We start from the raw sequence: 17,402 nt of genomic DNA on the forward strand, positions 1-17,402 counted from the left end.
GTCACGTTAAATATTTTTAATTAGTCTAAAGCTTAAATTTGAGAAAAATCTAAGAACTTTGATAAACTCGTACCTCAGACATATCTAAGGTTCTAAGATTTTTCTCAAATTTTCGCTAAGACTAATAAAAAATTATTTAAATGTGACTTCAACATCAGTAATATATACCTACGTATAAGTTAAATTTAAACTGTCGATGTCTATAACGAAAACTTAAATTAAAGGCTAGCAAACTTTATATTGCTAGCCCTTTATATACTACTTAATGATATTCTTTTTATAAGTGTTGTCTCTTTCCATTCTAAATCTTAAGCTTCTTTAATTCATCTGCTTCTATTTATATCATTCCACCATCTACAGTTATAACTTGTCCTGTTACATATTTAGCTCCTTCTCCACTTAAGAATACAGCAATTTTAGCTACGTCTTGTGCTTCTCCAAATTTACCCATTGGTATTTCCTCTTCCAATTGCCTTCTCTCGTCTCCAACTAGCCAACTATTCATTTCAGTTTCAATAACACCTGGAGCTATTGCATTTACCCTAATATTTGAGGGAGCCATTTCTTTAGCTAAGGATTTTGTAAACAAATTTACTGCACCTTTAGAAGTGGCGTAAATAGATTCACAGGAAGCTCCCGTACTTCCCCATATAGAAGAAATATTTATTATAATGCCATTCCTTCTCTTAACCATATGCTCTAGCACACTATGACAGCTGTTGAGTACTCCTTTAAGATTTATATCTAATATAATATTCCATTCTTCTTCCTTCATATCCATAAACAATCCTACTTTAGAAATACCAGCATTATTTATGAGTATATCTATCTTCCCAAAGTATTCTATTGACTTATTTATAAGCACCTTAGCTTCACTATAAATACTTACATCTGCTTTTATTAAAATTCCAAAACCTCCAAAAGATTTTACACTCTCTAAAGTTTTTTCTGCTTCTTTTTCGTTATTTTTATAATTTATTACTATGTTAGCTCCAGCCTTAGCAAGCTCCACAGCGATACTTCTGCCAATACCTCTCGAAGCACCTGTTATAACTGCTACTTTTCCCGTTAAGTTATCCAATTTATATTACCCTCTTTTTAATTTATATATAGATATAATTTTACGCTATTTCTTCTTAATTTTCAAATTCGTTATCCGGTCCACATCTTTGATAACTGTTTTATTGTAAATCCAGATTTTCTTTTTTATCTTCCTCTTGTTCCTCTAGTTCCTCTTGTTCCTCTTGTTCTTCCTCTATTGTTGCAAGGGCAACTTTATCATTAAATATTGAATCTCTAATAATATCAACTGATTCCTTATGTTGCTTTTTATCCTCAACAGTAATTACTAGTTCTTCAGATGAAACATTGTTTATATCCCTTAATTCACAAACAGGAATTATAGAATTTTTACTTATTTTTTCTTCATCTATAATTTTTAGTTCGTGTTCGTCTATATTAGATTCTTCTGCTTCTAAGTATTCAGTAGAGTTGTTTAACTTTATGTTTTCATGTTCTTCATGAACCATGTGACCTTCATTAGTGTCTGAATTTTCTCTTATGATAAATTCGCTTACTAACTGAAGTAGTTGCTCAGCCCCTTTAGCGTTATTTTTAGATTGAATAGATATATATTCATTTTCTTCACTAACTTCCGTTATGTTAGATGCTATATCACTTGAGGAACTAGCACACTCATAAACAGATTGATTTAATGCTTCCATGCTTCCAGCTATCTCTTCGATAGAAACACGCATATCCTGTGATAAGTTTGAAAATCTTTGGATAACTTGTTGGAATGTTTGTCCGTCTGATTCATAGTCTTCACTTATCATTATAACTTTCTCATAGTTTTTAAGAACATCATTCTCCATAACATTTAACATAAATTCTGCAGAATCGGAAAGCTCTCCCATTGCTGCCAGTACTCCTCTAACATTTTTTTGTATATCAGTTACAGCACCAGCAGACTGTTCTGCCAGCTTCCTAACTTCGTTAGCAACAACAGTAAAACCTTTGCCATGTACCCCTGCTCTAGCTGCCTCTATTGCGGCATTTAATGCAAGTAAATTTGTTTGCTTAGCTATATTTCTAATGCCTTCAGCCACAACTGAAACCCTTTGAACAACTTTTGCATCCTCAAGTGCCTTATTCACTTTTTGTCTAGATTCTTCATAAGACTTTTCCATTTTTAGTCTAGATAACTTAGTTTCTTCCTTCATTAATTTTGCTTTATCTTTAATTTCATTGGCAAGCTGTAATCCCTGTTCTATTTCATCTACGGTATTATTTATATCATCTTTAACCACAATAGCCTTTTCAGTTACCGATTCAATAAAAGCTGAAGATTCTTGCATACTTGCAGAAATTTTTTCTGCTATTTTAGATACTGATTGAACTCTCCCATGTACATCAACAAACATATGATTTACATTTGTTGTAGCACTTAATGTTCTTATACTTTCTTGCTTTACTGAACCTATAATTTTCTCGATATTATTTATAGCTAAATTTAATGCTTGAGCTGTCTGTCCAAATTCATCACATCTTTCTATATCAATTCTATGTGATAAATTGCATTTAGAAAGTTCTTCTGCATACTCCTTAATTTTAAGTAATGGTTTCCTTATGGATCTAGATATAAAGAATCCAACTACACTTCCTAATATTATAAAGATTATAGTAATGATAATAACTTGATTCTTTAATATATTAGTCGGACTATATATTTCACTTTTATCAATAGTTATACCTAAAAACCATTCTGAATTAGGCACTGGTGCATAAGCTAAAAATTTTTCTATCCCATTCTTTTCATAGTATCCTGATCCATTTTCTCCTTTTATCATTTTCTCTTCCAAACTAGCTATTTGTTTTAAACTTAAATCCTGTTTTGCATTTTTTATAGTATTATCTTTATTTAATACCAACTTCAAATCCTTATCAGCAACTTTAGTTCCCTTCTTATTTATAATAAAACAATAACCGCTATTTCCTACTTTAGTTTTTTGAACTATATCATTAAGATTTTTAGTAGATATATTAGAAAGTAATACACCCACTACCTTATTATCGCTATTTTTTATAGGTACTGCCATAGCTATTATTTGTTCACCTTGCGTATTAGATATAGGATCTGATATAGCTGGAGTTCCTTCTATAGCCTTTTTTAAATACTCTGTATCATCCGAACCACCAGTAATATCCACCTGTGATTTCCCTCCATCTGGAAAATGAATTGTACCATTTAATTCAACTACATTTAAACTTATGTATCCTAAATTTTTTGATTCTGACAAAAGAACCGGCGTTTGTAGGGTAGTATTCATAGATTGAATTTCAGGTCTTGCAGCTACTTCCTTTATAGCTTTTATATCCTGTGCTAAAGTTGCAGCTATAAGTTTTGATGACTCTGCCGCCTTAGACTGAAGAGAAGAATTAATAGTATCACCTAAAGCTCTATAGGAACTATAATAAGAGACTATCCCCAAAGTGCTACATACCGCTATAAGTAACAATCCAATTTCAATAATTATTTTTAGTCCTACTTTACTTGCAATACCTGTTGGAATACTCTTAATTAAAGTTACAAGCTTTATATCCTTAATTAAAGCTTCAAAATTTATATTTTTAACTTTTATAGGATTAAAACGTTGAAATTTTATCAATTATTCTTCCTCCTAAAATATTAAGCACATCATTGCTTAATTTAAATAATATTTGATATTTTCCAAACTAAGTTTTCATTATATATTTTATCATTTAACCTATTAATTAATATTAATTAATACATTATTTAACACGGTTTTAACTTATATCAATATAAATTACTCTATTTTTTTGGAATATTAATTATATAAGTCAATAATTATAAATAAAAAATACAAATTTTGTTAACTAATTTATTACAATTTCATACTTTGTTAATGTAAAATTTTATAATATAATGATTATTAAGCAGGCTTTAATGATTATTATTCTTCAACACCTACTATATGGAAAGGATGTTTATATTATAATGATGGACTTTAAGCCTTTAACTCTTGATGATAAAAAAATACTGGATAAATTTTTAAAACCATATACCTTCAATACCTGTGAATATTCTTTTACTAATCTTTTTATCTGGAGAAAAGCTTTAGATATCCAATATGCTATCTGCAATAATATACTAATAATAAAAAAAACAGATTTTAGTAATAACTACCACTTTATGCAGCCAGTTGGATATACTAAGGAAAACTTAAAAGAAATAATAGATTTTTTATTTGAAAGTAAAGAAGTTTTAAATCTTCAATATTTTATGAAGGATGTAGAAGAAAGTTTTATTCAAGATCTTAATGACGTATTCCCAAACCATAAATTTACCATAGAAGAAGATAGGGATAACTCTGACTATATATATGAAAGTAGCAAGCTTATAAGTCTTTCTGGAAAGAAACTGCACAAAAAAAAGAATAACTATAATCACTTTATAAAAAACTATAAATATTCTAATGATATTATAAAGCCTGAAAATATAGAGCTATGTATTAAAGCAGCTATAGAGTGGTGTCATAAAAGTATTTGTAAGGGATACTTGTTGCATGAATTAAGTTCCATAAAGGATTTGTTAGAAAACATTTCAGAGCTTGAATTATTTGGCATGGTTGTATATATAAAAGATAAGCTTTCAGCCTTTACTATAGGTGAAAAAATGAATAATAATATGGCTATAATTCACATCGAAAAAGCTGATCCTGATATTAGAGGTTTATATACTTATATTAATCAGGTTTTTGCAGAAAGATATTTTAAAAATGTAACTTATATAAATCGAGAACAGGATTTAGGAATCGAAGGACTTCGTAAGGCTAAAATGTCCTATATGCCTGCAATGCTAGCAAAAAAATTTATTATTAAATAAATTAATAGATGATTTTAGGAGGTTTAATTATGGAATTAAAATTTAAAGGAAACCCTATAAAAGTTTTAGGTTCAGAACTTAAGAAAGGAGACACTATACCTGATTTCACTGCTATAGATAACTCTCTACAACCAGTATCATTAAAAGATACAAGGGGAGTTAGAATATTTCTAACCGTTCCATCCATAGATACACCTGTATGTGATTTAGAAGCAAGAACTTTTAATGAAAGAACTGCTGAAATACCTAGTGTTACAGTTTATACCATATCTATGGATTTACCTTTTGCACAATCAAGATGGTGTGCTGCACATGATATTAAAAGCGTAATAACCTTATCTGACTACAAGGATAGATTAGTTGGCAAAAACTTCGGAACTTATATAGAGGATTTAGGCTTACTAGCAAGAGCTGCTTTTGTAGTAGATAGTAATAATAAGCTTACTTATGTAGAATATGTCCCTGAGGTTACAAATCATCCAAACTATGATGCTATACTAAATGCTGCAAAAGAAGCTAAATAATTTTTTATTCGATGACTACCCGCTTTAATACTCCCATCTTATAGGAAACTCCTCTTCAGAGGAGTACTCACAGAGTAAGCGACCATATCAAAATCGCAGATTTTGTATGCCTGCTTAACCGATTCGCACCAAATCATAGATTTGGGCTCTCTGCTTAACTGGGAGTAAAGAGCGGCTACGTCTCTGGATAACGACTTCTAAGCTTCAGATGGAGGTTAAATGCCTAAATGGCATTTAACGGACATATTTGCTGGTGATAACCAGTAATTTGCCCAGTGGTCATCGACAAACTCCACCTGAAGCCAAGAATTCTGTTTATAACTAAATATAAATAAGTAGATAGTTTATGTTTAAAAACTTCTAACATAAAAACTATCTACTTCTTTATTTAATTGCTTATTATACTATGTTATTTTCTATGGTATAAACAATTTTTTCACATAATTCATGACTAACTAAAGCGTCTTGAGGAGAGATAGCTGCATTTTTATTATACTTAACAGCCTCTAAAAAGCTTTCTATAATTTCCTGAAACCCTCTTCTATATAAAATAGGATCCCAGTCTTTATGTCTTGTTACCTTTTCTTCTCCATTATCAAAACAAGTTAACTGTTCTAAATTTCTTACTACTAACTTATTACCCGGACTCATCAATTCAATAACTTCTTCATTAATGCCATTATTCCTATTCATCATAGCCACTGCAGTACAATTTTCTGATTCTAGCTTTACTATTATATTATAAAGCTTTTTATCCTCAACTAAATAGTTAACCTGCATATTATTTATATCTCCTGGCATAAGGTATCTTGTAGTATCAATTGCATGAATAAAATCATCAAAGATAACTTCACGTATTTTATTAAGAGAATTTACTCTATTTTTTTGCATAATTATTAAATCCGGGTTACTTTGCTCTTTTAATATCTTATACATTGGTGCAAATCTCCTATTAAAACCAACCATAAAAATCAAGTTTTTTTGTTCTGCTAGTTTAACTATTTTTAGTGATTCATCATAAGAATTTGCTATAGGCTTGTCTATATATATGTGTATGTTGCTGCTTATCAGTTTTTCTAATATTTCAATATGTGCCTCTGTTGCTGCATGTACAAATACTGCTTCTATACCTGTATTAACTAATTCTTCTACTGTATTTACGCATTGAGTTATTCGATATTTGTTAGCTACATACCTTAAGCTTTCAATATTTCGTGTACACAGAATCAATTCAATATTGTTCATATTTCCTATTATAGGCAAATATGCTTTCTGAGCAATGTTACCAAGTCCGATTATACCAATCTTCATTTTAAGCCCTCCAAAATATTATTATAATCTAAATAAAGTTAATTTTAGCCCAAAGATAAAATAAAAAGGCATTCATAATGAATACCTTTAGTAAATTTCTTATATTCATATATAAAAATTATTATTTAGCAAGTAATTCTCCAAGATTCTTGGCTTTTTCAAGTTCTTCAGCGTTAGGAGATTCTTTTACAGCTAGTTCACCCACTAAGTTAAATCCATAATCAGTCATAGTCTCTTTCCATTCTTTTAAAAAGACACCATCATCCCAACCATATGATCCAAATAAAACTAAAGATTTTCCATTTACAGGAAGGGTTTTAAATTCTTTAACAAATGGGGCCATATAATCTTGCTCTATACTATTGTCATCTAAAGATGGGCTTCCTAAAGCAACAGCATCTGCTGATATAACATCTTCAGTTCTTGCATCTTGTACATACTTTATTATAACTTCAGCGCCTGCATTTTGTGCTCCTTGAGCTATATGATTTGCGATAACTTCTACATTTCCAGAATAACTCCAGTATATTATAGCAACTTTCTTCATAATTGATATCCCCTTTCATACCTTAGAATTTTATTTAAAACAATTTAAATATAACTTTTATCCTATGATAAAAGTTATTATTTTACATTTTTTATTATACACTATATAACTTTTAGCTTCAAGTTTATTTTGAAATTATTACCAAAATTGTAATTACACACTAATATACATATTATTATAATTCACCATTATCTAAATTTTACTTTATATAAAAATCTCCGCATTAATATACAATCCTTGCACTTAACGCGGAGATAAACAAAATAAATTTTAGTTTATTAAACTTTCTAGTATATGTACTTCTATACTTCCAAGCTTAAAACTTGAATTATACTTAGGAATATGCTGTTTTTTATCTATACTTTTTTAGCACATCACTAAGTATGTTTATATTAAAAGGTTTTGCAATATAATCATCCATTCCACACTCAATAAATTTTTCCCTATCACCTGTCATTGCATAAGCGGTCATTGCAACTATTGGTATGTGTTTACCAGATACAGTTTCTCTTTCCCTTATAATTCTAGTTGCTTCGAATCCATTTAATACTGGCATTTGTATATCCATTAATATTATATCAATACTATTGTCATCTAAACTTTCAATAGCTTCCTGTCCATTTGATACACTTATATATTTATATCCTAATTGTTTTAAAAATCCTGATGCAATTCTTTTGTTAATTTCATTGTCTTCAACTACAAGAATAGTTTTATTACTTAAAGCTTCATTTGTTATAATCTCTGGTAAATTAGCATTTGTATGTTCACTATTATCTTTATATTTTTTATCTAAAAGAAACTCAGCAGTGAAATAAAACACACTTCCTTTCCCTACTTCGCTTTCAAACCATATATCACCGTTCATCATTCTTACAAGTTCCTTGGATATGGCAAGTCCAAGTCCAGTTCCACCATATTTTTTAGTATAAGTTGTTTCTGCCTGTGTAAATATTTTAAATATTTCATTTTTAAAATCATCTTGTATACCAATACCTGTATCTTCTATTGAAAATTTTAATTTTAATTTATCTGTACTTTCAGATAACTTTTTAACCTTTAAATAAATATGACCACATTCTGTAAATTTCAAAGCATTGTTAATTAAATTTATTAATATTTGATTTAGTCGAACAGCATCCCCAACCAGCTCATGATTAATAAATGGATCTAAATAATACATTATTTCTATATTTTTTTTATCTGCTATTATGGATAGCTCCTTTATAATCATATCTATAACTTCTCTAATATTAAACTTATTAAAATTTAATTGAAATTTGCCAGACTCAATTTTTGAAATATCAAGAATATTGTTTATAATATCAAGTAGATGATCTGATGATGATTTAAGTATTTCTATATATTCTCTCTGCTGTTTATTTAATTCTGTAAACTCTAGTAGCTGAGCTACTCCTAATATCCCATTTATAGGAGTTCTTATTTCATGACTCATATTTGCAAGAAACTGACTCTTTGCCATATTTGCCTTATCTGCCTCTTCCTTAGCTAATTCTAACTCTTTATAGTTGCTTCTTAGTTCTTCCTCAGTGGCAGTAAGTTCTTCGTATACAGCTGATAACTCTTCATACTTCTCAGCTAACTCACATTCTCTTAGTTTTCTCTCTGTGGTATCAGTCAACAAAATTGCAACTTGTCCACTTTTAGGCCTATAGGCATAAATATCAAAATACTTATTAAGTTTTTCATCATATGTTTGAAAGTATTCAGGACTCCCAGTTAACAATACTTTATTATACTGTTTAATTAAAACTTGTGTATTTTCAGGGTAAATTTCATGTAGAGTTTTATTAAAAATTTCTTCAAGTTTAACTTCCGTCAAATTAGCAAAACTATTATTTGTATCTATAATCTTATAGTCTATAGGATTATTTTCTTCATCCAATATAACTTCGTGTAGTGCAACACCTTGATTCATAGACTTATATAACAATCTATACTTTTCTTCACTTTTTACTAGCTTATACTCAAGCTCTTTTCTTGATGTAATATCCCTTGTTATGGTAGAGGCACCAACTATAACACCATCTATATTATAAATTGGTGATACTGAAATTGAAACAATTACGGTTTCCCCATTTTTCTTTCTTCTGATAGTTTCATAATGGTCTATTTTCTCTCCAAGCCTTATTTTATTTAGAATCTCTTCAACATCATCCTTACTGTTATCTGGAACAATTATAGATATATGTTTTCCAATTGCCTCTTCTTTCTTATACCCATATAAGTTTTCAGCACCAGAGTTCCAACTATTAATAATACCATTTATATCTTTTCCCCAAATGGCATCATCAGAAGACTCTACTATAGAAGCTAAAATTCTCATTTCATCTTCATTTTGTCTTCTTTTTGTTATATCTCTTATACTACTCACCACATATTTATCTTTTTCATCTTCTAAACCAACTGCTTTAACTTCAACAGGAAAGCTAGAACCATCTTTTCTATAATGCCATGTTTCAAACTCTATACCCTCCAACTTAGCTTTATTAAATTGTGAATTTACATATGCTGATATCTGAGGGTTTCTTAAATTAAAAATAGTCATTTTTAAAAATTCTTCGTATGTATAACCATAAACTTTCATAGCTTCCTTGTTAACATGTAATATTTTCCCCTGGTAATCTGTTAACATAATTATATCTGTTGTGTTATCGGTCATTCTTCTATATAAATTTAATAACTTTTCATTTTCTGCAGTCAATATACTCACCTCGATTAATTCTACTTAAATAGGCTTATTCTTAGTTAATATCTTCTCAACTTTACTTTTGCACAGTGGTTTACTGTAGTAGTAGCCTTGTACATAAAAACATCCAATTACGTCTAATAACTTCTTTTGTTCCTCAGTTTCTACACCTTCAGCAATAACGTCATATTTCAGCTTTTTAGCTAGTTCAATTATACATTCAACTATGGATCTTTGTTTCACATCATTATTAATGTTATCTACAAATGATTTATCAATCTTTAGTGTATTTATAGGTAAAACCGTCAAATAGTTTAAAGAAGAATATCCTTTTCCAAAATCATCTATTGAAATTTTAATTCCAAGACTTATAAGTTCTTTAAGCAACTCAGCATTTTCTTCAATTGATTTAATTAAAACTCCTTCTGTTATTTCTATTTCTAAGAACTCAGGTTTTAGATTATTTTCTAACAGTACTTTGTTAATCAAATCTAAGAAATACTTTTTTTGCATTTGAACTGGAGATATATTTATAGAAAATGTATCAAATACATATCCTTTATCAAGCCATTCTTTACATTGCTTACAGCAAGTATTAAGTACCCACTCACCGATTTTTAAAATTAAGCCTGTTTCTTCTGCTACAGGTATAAATTCATCTGGTGAGACAACTCCAAGCTCTGGGGAGGTCCATCTTAAAAGCACCTCTAATCCCTTAATCTTATTAGTTTTTATATTTATTTGAGGTTGATAATATAATTCTAATTGATTACCATTTAATGCAGTTCTAAGTCCATTTTCTACTTTGCTTTTTCTCATAATTGATTCAGCTATTTTTTTATCATAGAATGAGTAATTATTTTTTCCTTTAAATTTTGCATTATACATAGCTGTATCCGCATTTTTCAATATTTCCGTTGAGTTTGTACCATTATCTGGATATAAAGCTATTCCTACACTAACGGAGCAATACACTTGCATTTCCCGAACTTCAAATGGATTTTTAAAACTATCAATTATTTCTTCACAAATATCATATAAAAGTTCTTCATTATCAAAATTAGGTATTAGAATTAAGAATTCATCTCCACCAAAACGAGCAACTGTACCATAATCTTTAACTGACAACTTTAATAATTCAGCAACTATTTTTAGCAATAAATCACCATAATTATGTCCTAAGGTATCATTTACAGTTTTAAAATTATCTATGTCAACAAAAAATACTGCACCTCTACTCTGATTAATTTTTGATTCATTTATAGCTTCATTTAATTTATGAGAAAAATAGGTATTATTTGGTAGATCGGTGAGTAAATCATGATATGCCATATAAGTTGCTTGTTCTTCGGTTCTCTTTCTTTCTGTTGTATCTGTAATTGACCCAGCCATCCATATTGGTTCGCCTTCAGAATTTTTAAGAGCTTTACCTCTCATAAAAATCCACTTTACTTCACTATCTTTTGTAATAATTTTAAATTCACTCTGAAAATAAATTGATTTACCTGTTAAATGTGATTCTAAATCAAGCTTAACTTTATCTATATGCTCTGGATGAATTATTTTATGTGTAAAAGCATTTATACTATTTATCTCATTATTATTAAAACCAGTTATGGGTTTAAAATCACCTAAAATATAAAACTCATTATTCTGAAAATCCCACTGCCACATGATATTGGTAGCTACTTCCAACATTAACTTATATTTTTCTTCATTATTTAAATCTAAATATCTGCTTTTCTTAAATGATGATTTTGGTAAATTATTATTTAATATTTTCAACACTAACCCTTCCTTACTTCTTTATCTGATTTATATATTTAAATACAAGTACATCTAAACTCTGGTTAACAGTTAGTACTTCCTGATAACTTCCTTTTCCTTGTCTTTAAATACTACTGGGGTTGCAGTTAAGTAAACAAGTTTATATAAGTTTATGTGTTAACCTAAATTCTCATGTTACATCAAATATCCATTTAAAACCTTTGTTGTATTACTATTCATATTATAAAATAGTAATTATTACAATAATTATACACTATTTTCAAGTAAAAATCATTCAAAATTTACTGAAATTTTTACCTATTGTTAAAAATTTCAGTAAATTTTGCTTTTTTTTATTTTTATTTTGAATTTTTTTAATGTAAATACTAATAAATCTTCTTGTTTTCTTATTTTTTTACTTTTTACTTAATCCTGATAACACAAATATCCACATTAAAACCTAATTTAGTTTTTAATGTGGATATTTGCTTCACCATCCCCCTCCTTTTCTTTATTTAAAATATAACAATAGTTAATATTTTTCATATGCATATATTTATTTATAATCATGTGATAGCTAACTTTATTCTACAACAATTTAATTAAAATATAGCATTAATTTAACATTTTCAATACAAAAAAGATGTAAAGTTAAAAACTCTACACCTTATAGCTTAACTGTCTCAACCTGGATTTTTCCTTAATTCCCCATACTTGTTACAATAGGCATTAATCTATGTAAATATATATTTTTCATATAACTCTTAATAATAAACAATACATAATTATTAAATTTCTGTATCAGGAACATCAGCTTCATTGCTGCCGCCCTTTCTCTTTTCTCTAACAAGTGTAACAATCCCTGGTATAAGTGATATTATTATAATACCAATTATTACATGAGAAAAATTATTTTTTACGAAAGGTAAGTTTCCGAAGAAGTAACCTCCACCTAAGCATAATGAAACCCACAAGAATCCGCCTAAAATATTGTAAGTTATAAACTTTGAATAATGCATTTCTCCAATTCCAGCTACAAATGGTACAAAGGTTCTAATAATAGGCATAAATCTTCCTAAAACTATAGTTATTGAACCGTGCTTCTCGTAGAAATCTTGAGCTTTTTTTAAGTGTTCCTTATTTATAAACTTTACATTCTCTTTTTCTAAAATCTTACTTCCAATCTTTTTTCCTATATGGTAATTAGCTGTATCTCCAAGTATCGCTGCAAGAAGAAGTACAATAAACAATGTAAATATATTAAGTGAACCTATAGAAGCTAATGCCCCTGTGGCAAACAACATTGAATCCCCTGGTAAAAATGGAGTAATAACTAATCCAGTTTCAAAGAATATAATTGAAAAAAGGATACCATATGTTAATATTCCATATTGCTGTACTATTAAATTTAGATAATTATCAATATGCATTACTAAGTTAATAAAATTTCCTATAATATTCATATTTTTTCTCCCTTCGTTATTAAAAATATATTATTTAATCATTACATTGCAACATAGAATTACACGCTAAAAACTTACTAAGTTGCAATATAATTTAACTTTATCATATTTTTATAAAAAAGTCACTTCATCCTTCAAATGAGATGAAGTAACCGTGTTGCCACCCATATTTAGATATACATAAATTCCTACTAATACCCTAAGCCCTGTACTATCAATAAATGTAACCAATATAAATCCAAATATTTCTGTCATTACCGCAAGAAAAAATATCCCTGGCACAAAAGAATTAGCTATAAAAGCAGTTGTATCAGGTGGTAGCTTTCCTCATAGATTAGGACTATCAGAAACTATATTAATTTTTGAACAACATTTAAGCTTTTTGGGTGGTATTGATGGGTTAACTAAAATAATATTATGGATAACAAATTTAAATATTTATACAAAAACTCTATTTTCATCTACATCTTATCATAACCAAAACTAAACTTATTAAGAAGGTTATTGCAGAAAATATTATAGATACAATTAAGAAGCCTGTTATCAAAATATTGTATTTTATTATGTTAAGAGTTGATATATACTTTGATAAATCAAGTGCATTGAGTATTAGTAATATTAGGAATATAATACCCAGCCCTCTGGAAGCTCCCTTTATATCCGCAGAACTTAATGATATATGAGAAGATATACATATTGCCACCAATACGAATATAAAGAAGTATGGATTTTGAAAGTTTCTCAATGAAAAAATGGTTTTTACTAATCCCACATATGAACTCAGAATTCCCTCAATTGCAGCTTTATTTATGGCTGTTACATGAAGATTTTTTATTAAAATATAAATAAACTTATTATAAGCTTGTGGGATTGTAAAACGCATTAACACAATTATAGAGATAACTCCTCCGAATATAGGCGCTACACCTATAAAAAAATTTCCTATCTGCTGATAAATGCTGCGTTGGTTATAGCTGTGTTGTACGTATCCCATTACACCCTTCTCATCCGGTTTTTGAAGTAATTTTATCTCAGTAACCTTATGTCCAAATAATAAAGCAAACATAGCGTGACTCAATTCATGTATTGGGACGCCGATAAACCCTGTTATCATTACTGCTTTACTGCCAAAACTCCTTTGGAAATTTTTTATTGAGTGGTTTCTTAATATACCAAGAAGCAGTCCACTTAATATGATCATACCTGTTAGATACAATGTTTCTATAAAAGTTTTAGTTAACAATTGTACTAAAAATCTCATAACGTGTTGTCACCTTTCAATAATCAGAACACATACTATATACTTTAACTTGAAAAAAGATATACTATAAAATTTTATATAGTTATGTTGTGATTTCAGTTAAAATAATATAAAGTTCGTTATTTATTTTAACATATTTTATGTATTGATTGTTAACTAAAATAAAAGTTAATGCAAAATATCCTCTAAAATTTCAATAGCGTCTTTAATTGCTTTTGGGCATACTTCTTTAAATAAACCATTTTCTCTTGCATATTTCCTTGCACCTTCTTGATTTAAATCATATCTAAGTAAGTCCCTACATATTATTGAACCATTAATATTTTTAAATTTTTCACTAAACACCCTTACCGCCTCATATATTTTTTCCTTTGATTCTTTATCATCTATTTCATCTTGTCCATATTTAAGATTTAGTACCATTATTGCACCAGTTACAGCACCACAAACTTCCCCCTGACACATTCCACCACCAAAACCATAGGCAATTTTTAACGCTAATTTTTTATCTAACCCTAACTCATCACTAAAAGATAAAAGTACACATTGAGTACAGTTAACCCCTCCTTTGTTAAACTGAACTATGGCATCTTCTGATTTAGACATAATAAATTCTCCCCTTAATCATTATGATAATGTATTTTAAATTTATTAATATTAAAAGTTAAGTTACCCCAACCACCTGACTTCTTTTCTCCATTAACACCACATCACGCCATGTACCGTCCTTCATTTTACTAATTTTCTCTCTAAAACCTATTTCTCTAAAACCACACTTTTTATGTAATGCTATACTTGAAGTATTTTCTTTTATAATTCCAGATTGTAAAGTCCAAAATCCACTTTCTTCAGATAGTTTAATTAAATTTGTTATAAGAGCTGTTCCAATTCCTTGTCCTGAATATTTTTCGCCTATATATATACTAACTTCTGCTACACCTGCATAAACACACCGACTGGAAGTTGGACTTAAAGCTGCCCACCCAAACACCTTGTTACCTGAACGTGCCACTAATCTACATGAATTAATATGGCTATTATTCCAATTCTCCCAAGTAGGTACTTCTGGTTGAAATGTTGCTTTACCTGTGTTGATACCCTCCAGATAAATATTTGCTACCTGTTCCCAATCAGACTGTGTCATTTCATCAATTTTATAATCCATTTTTCGCCCCCAATTAATTATTAAAATTGAATTTCATTACTTTTTATAAAAAATCTTTATAAGTTTTTAGATTTTGTACTACTATTATGCAATCGTCTATTATTACTATTATATTTTTAGTAACTGTTGAATATTTTTGCCTAAAATTAACTCCTTTTGTAAATCTGATAACTCTAATTCTTGTATACGGTATATGGCATTTCTCAAATTATCTCTACCGTAGGGAGTGTCAGAACCCATTATTATCCTTTCAGCACCAAATTTCTCTATGGCTAATACAATTTTATTTTTAGTTACTATTTGTGGACATGATATATCAAAGAATACGTTTGAAGCATCTATTTTTGCATCTATAAAAACTTCTAAACCAATCAGATGGGCTATAATAAATTTTGTGTTTTTATGTTTCCTAATCAATTCAACCATATCAAAAGCATCTTTTTTTGTGCAAAGATGAATAAATATTGGCATTCCCTTTTGTCCAGCCCATTCTGAAATTTCATGCATATATCCTTCTCTTAGGTCAAATTTTGTAATGCACTGATGTAATTTTATCCCTTTAAACTTATATTTTTTATAGTTTACATCTATCTTATTAATAATGTCCTTTTCACAAGGGTTAACCCAATAAAACTGAATCATTCTATCAGTATGCTGTTTAACTAAATTATAGGCATATTCATTTCCTAAATCTATTTTTGTTGATGATTTATTTAAGAAATTAACTAGTTTTATAATATTATTGAGAATGTAAATAAATTTCAAAGGATATTTTTCTATAAACTTAGAAAAGTAAGATAAATCCTGATTCTTTTCACAACTAATCTGTAAGGAACCAGCTAATACTACATAATCCACATTATTTTCATCTAATATTTTTATAATATTATTAGCTTTTAAAAAATCTCCAGTGGCATGTGCATGTCCATCAATTATCATACATTAGCTCTCCTATTTGTGAGCCCTTCAGCCAATAGCTCAATTAAAAATTTAATCGAGTTATCATAAACTTGTTCACCAATTTGATTTTTATGTAATGATATCATGAATATTGAACGTATCAATCCAACAATAACTTCAGGTTGTTTATCAATTATGATTCCATCATTCTGCCAATCTCTTATTAACTGTAAAAGTATTGCAGAATCTCTTCCTTTATGCTCAACGAATTTTTCATTTGGAAGCTTTCTAACAAGTATTTCCATTTCGTTCTCAATATATAGTTGCTTAATAAATACATTATTATCAATTAGCTCAAAAGCATAAGTGAGAAAACCTTTTATTACTTCTTTAGGAGAGCCTTTTAGTAAAGTAGTTTCTTTTAGTAGAGTCGATTTTATTAAATTCTCTTCATTTTCCAGTATCTCAAAATAGAGTTCTTCCTTTGATGTAAAAAAGTTATAGAATGAACCTTGAGCAATACCTACTGCTTTTGTTAAATCTTCGATACTGGTTTTTTTAAGTCCAAAGGTACTAAAAAGACTTTTCCCTTTTTCCATTAGCGCAGTTTTTATTATTTGTTTTTCTTTATCATTGAAACCCCTTGGCAAATACATTTCACTCCTTTTTCTTATTTACATATATGAATAAATAATTAATATATTCATATATATTTTATTCCGTTCAAATACATTAGTCAAGAATTTATTTAATAAGGTGTAACACCTCCGTCCTCTATAGATTGGGAATGTAATCCTGTTGGTATATCAATTTGCTTTATATTTTACTGAATGATATATTTTTTAGTA

Annotated in this window: 15 protein-coding genes and 1 pseudogene; 3 read left to right on the plus strand and 13 right to left on the minus strand. The window is 28.7% G+C overall.

Translation table 11 applies throughout. The features are described from left to right. Positions 1-337 precede the first annotated feature (337 nt). Together ymfI and HGI79_RS18485 are read right to left on the minus strand one after the other, a co-directional pair. Positions 338-1,081 (minus strand): elongation factor P 5-aminopentanone reductase, encoded by a 744-nt coding sequence (ymfI, locus tag HGI79_RS18480; RefSeq protein WP_185652159.1) that lies wholly within the window; start codon positions 1,079-1,081, stop codon positions 338-340. A gap of 100 nt (positions 1,082-1,181) precedes the next feature. Beyond that, positions 1,182-3,668: a methyl-accepting chemotaxis protein gene (locus HGI79_RS18485; RefSeq protein ID WP_185652160.1), complete on the minus strand. Its 2,487-nt coding sequence runs from the start codon at positions 3,666-3,668 to the stop codon at positions 1,182-1,184. 350 nt (positions 3,669-4,018) lie between these two features. Here HGI79_RS18485 and HGI79_RS18490 point away from each other — a divergent pair, with 350 nt between their 5' ends. After that, positions 4,019-4,906: a DUF2156 domain-containing protein gene (locus HGI79_RS18490; RefSeq protein WP_185652185.1), complete on the plus strand. Its 888-nt coding sequence runs from the start codon at positions 4,019-4,021 to the stop codon at positions 4,904-4,906. Between the two features lie 29 nt (positions 4,907-4,935). Beyond that, positions 4,936-5,430, plus strand: coding sequence for a thiol peroxidase (gene tpx, locus HGI79_RS18495; RefSeq protein ID WP_185652161.1), 495 nt, complete (start codon positions 4,936-4,938; stop codon positions 5,428-5,430). A gap of 399 nt (positions 5,431-5,829) precedes the next feature. Here tpx and HGI79_RS18500 read toward each other — a convergent pair whose 3' ends face one another. The 6 genes from HGI79_RS18500 to HGI79_RS18525 form a co-directional block, all read right to left on the minus strand. Continuing rightward, the gene (locus tag HGI79_RS18500; RefSeq protein WP_185652162.1) at positions 5,830-6,741 is read right to left on the minus strand and encodes a Gfo/Idh/MocA family protein; all 912 of its coding nucleotides are present in this window, start codon (positions 6,739-6,741) and stop codon (positions 5,830-5,832) included. A 121-nt stretch (positions 6,742-6,862) separates the two neighbouring features. Continuing rightward, positions 6,863-7,288: a flavodoxin gene (locus HGI79_RS18505; protein WP_185652163.1), complete on the minus strand. Its 426-nt coding sequence runs from the start codon at positions 7,286-7,288 to the stop codon at positions 6,863-6,865. Positions 7,289-7,640: 352 nt separating this feature from the next. Continuing rightward, positions 7,641-10,013 carry a PAS domain S-box protein gene (locus tag HGI79_RS18510; RefSeq protein ID WP_241428264.1) on the minus strand — a complete coding sequence of 791 codons (2,373 nt, stop codon included), beginning with the start codon at positions 10,011-10,013 and terminating at the stop codon, positions 7,641-7,643. Between the two features lie 24 nt (positions 10,014-10,037). Further along, positions 10,038-11,783 (minus strand): EAL domain-containing protein, encoded by a 1,746-nt coding sequence (locus tag HGI79_RS18515; protein WP_185652164.1) that lies wholly within the window; start codon positions 11,781-11,783, stop codon positions 10,038-10,040. Positions 11,784-12,553: 770 nt separating this feature from the next. Next, positions 12,554-13,228, minus strand: a complete 675-nt coding sequence (locus tag HGI79_RS18520; protein WP_185652165.1) for a DedA family protein — start codon at positions 13,226-13,228, stop codon at positions 12,554-12,556. A 111-nt stretch (positions 13,229-13,339) separates the two neighbouring features. After that, positions 13,340-13,510 (minus strand): hypothetical protein, encoded by a 171-nt coding sequence (locus HGI79_RS18525; protein WP_185652166.1) that lies wholly within the window; start codon positions 13,508-13,510, stop codon positions 13,340-13,342. Between HGI79_RS18525 and HGI79_RS18530 the strand changes: the two are divergent. Next, positions 13,452-13,643 (plus strand): annotated as a pseudogene (locus HGI79_RS18530) (ModD protein); the annotation flags it as partial. The gene HGI79_RS18525 and the pseudogene HGI79_RS18530 sit on opposite strands and share 59 nt — an antisense overlap. A gap of 42 nt (positions 13,644-13,685) precedes the next feature. On the opposite strand, the gene HGI79_RS18535 reads toward HGI79_RS18530, so the two are convergent. From HGI79_RS18535 to HGI79_RS18555, 5 genes are all read right to left on the minus strand, one after another. Then, positions 13,686-14,489, minus strand: coding sequence for a M50 family metallopeptidase (locus tag HGI79_RS18535; RefSeq protein ID WP_185652167.1), 804 nt, complete (start codon positions 14,487-14,489; stop codon positions 13,686-13,688). 168 nt (positions 14,490-14,657) lie between these two features. Beyond that, positions 14,658-15,095, minus strand: a complete 438-nt coding sequence (locus tag HGI79_RS18540) for a C-GCAxxG-C-C family protein (protein ID WP_185652168.1) — start codon at positions 15,093-15,095, stop codon at positions 14,658-14,660. Positions 15,096-15,153: 58 nt separating this feature from the next. After that, positions 15,154-15,654, minus strand: coding sequence for a GNAT family N-acetyltransferase (locus tag HGI79_RS18545; RefSeq protein WP_185652169.1), 501 nt, complete (start codon positions 15,652-15,654; stop codon positions 15,154-15,156). Positions 15,655-15,762: 108 nt separating this feature from the next. After that, positions 15,763-16,593, minus strand: coding sequence for an amidohydrolase family protein (locus HGI79_RS18550; protein WP_185652170.1), 831 nt, complete (start codon positions 16,591-16,593; stop codon positions 15,763-15,765). Beyond that, positions 16,590-17,204, minus strand: a complete 615-nt coding sequence (locus tag HGI79_RS18555) for a TetR/AcrR family transcriptional regulator (protein ID WP_185652171.1) — start codon at positions 17,202-17,204, stop codon at positions 16,590-16,592. The genes HGI79_RS18550 and HGI79_RS18555 overlap by 4 nt, the downstream gene beginning before the upstream one ends. Positions 17,205-17,402 lie beyond the last annotated feature (198 nt).

It is taken from the genome of Clostridium sp. DJ247, assembly GCF_014231265.1.

Coding starts and splice junctions, on each gene's coding strand:
- HGI79_RS18490 (WP_185652185.1), top strand. CDS start 4,019: ATGATGGACTTTAAGCCTTTAACTCTTGATGATAAAAAAATACTGGAT.
- tpx (WP_185652161.1), top strand. CDS start 4,936: ATGGAATTAAAATTTAAAGGAAACCCTATAAAAGTTTTAGGTTCAGAA.
- HGI79_RS18500 (WP_185652162.1), bottom strand. CDS start 6,741: ATGAAGATTGGTATAATCGGACTTGGTAACATTGCTCAGAAAGCATAT.
- HGI79_RS18505 (WP_185652163.1), bottom strand. CDS start 7,288: ATGAAGAAAGTTGCTATAATATACTGGAGTTATTCTGGAAATGTAGAA.
- HGI79_RS18520 (WP_185652165.1), bottom strand. CDS start 13,228: ATGAATATTATAGGAAATTTTATTAACTTAGTAATGCATATTGATAAT.
- HGI79_RS18535 (WP_185652167.1), bottom strand. CDS start 14,489: ATGAGATTTTTAGTACAATTGTTAACTAAAACTTTTATAGAAACATTG.
- HGI79_RS18540 (WP_185652168.1), bottom strand. CDS start 15,095: ATGTCTAAATCAGAAGATGCCATAGTTCAGTTTAACAAAGGAGGGGTT.
- HGI79_RS18545 (WP_185652169.1), bottom strand. CDS start 15,654: ATGGATTATAAAATTGATGAAATGACACAGTCTGATTGGGAACAGGTA.
- HGI79_RS18550 (WP_185652170.1), bottom strand. CDS start 16,593: ATGATAATTGATGGACATGCACATGCCACTGGAGATTTTTTAAAAGCT.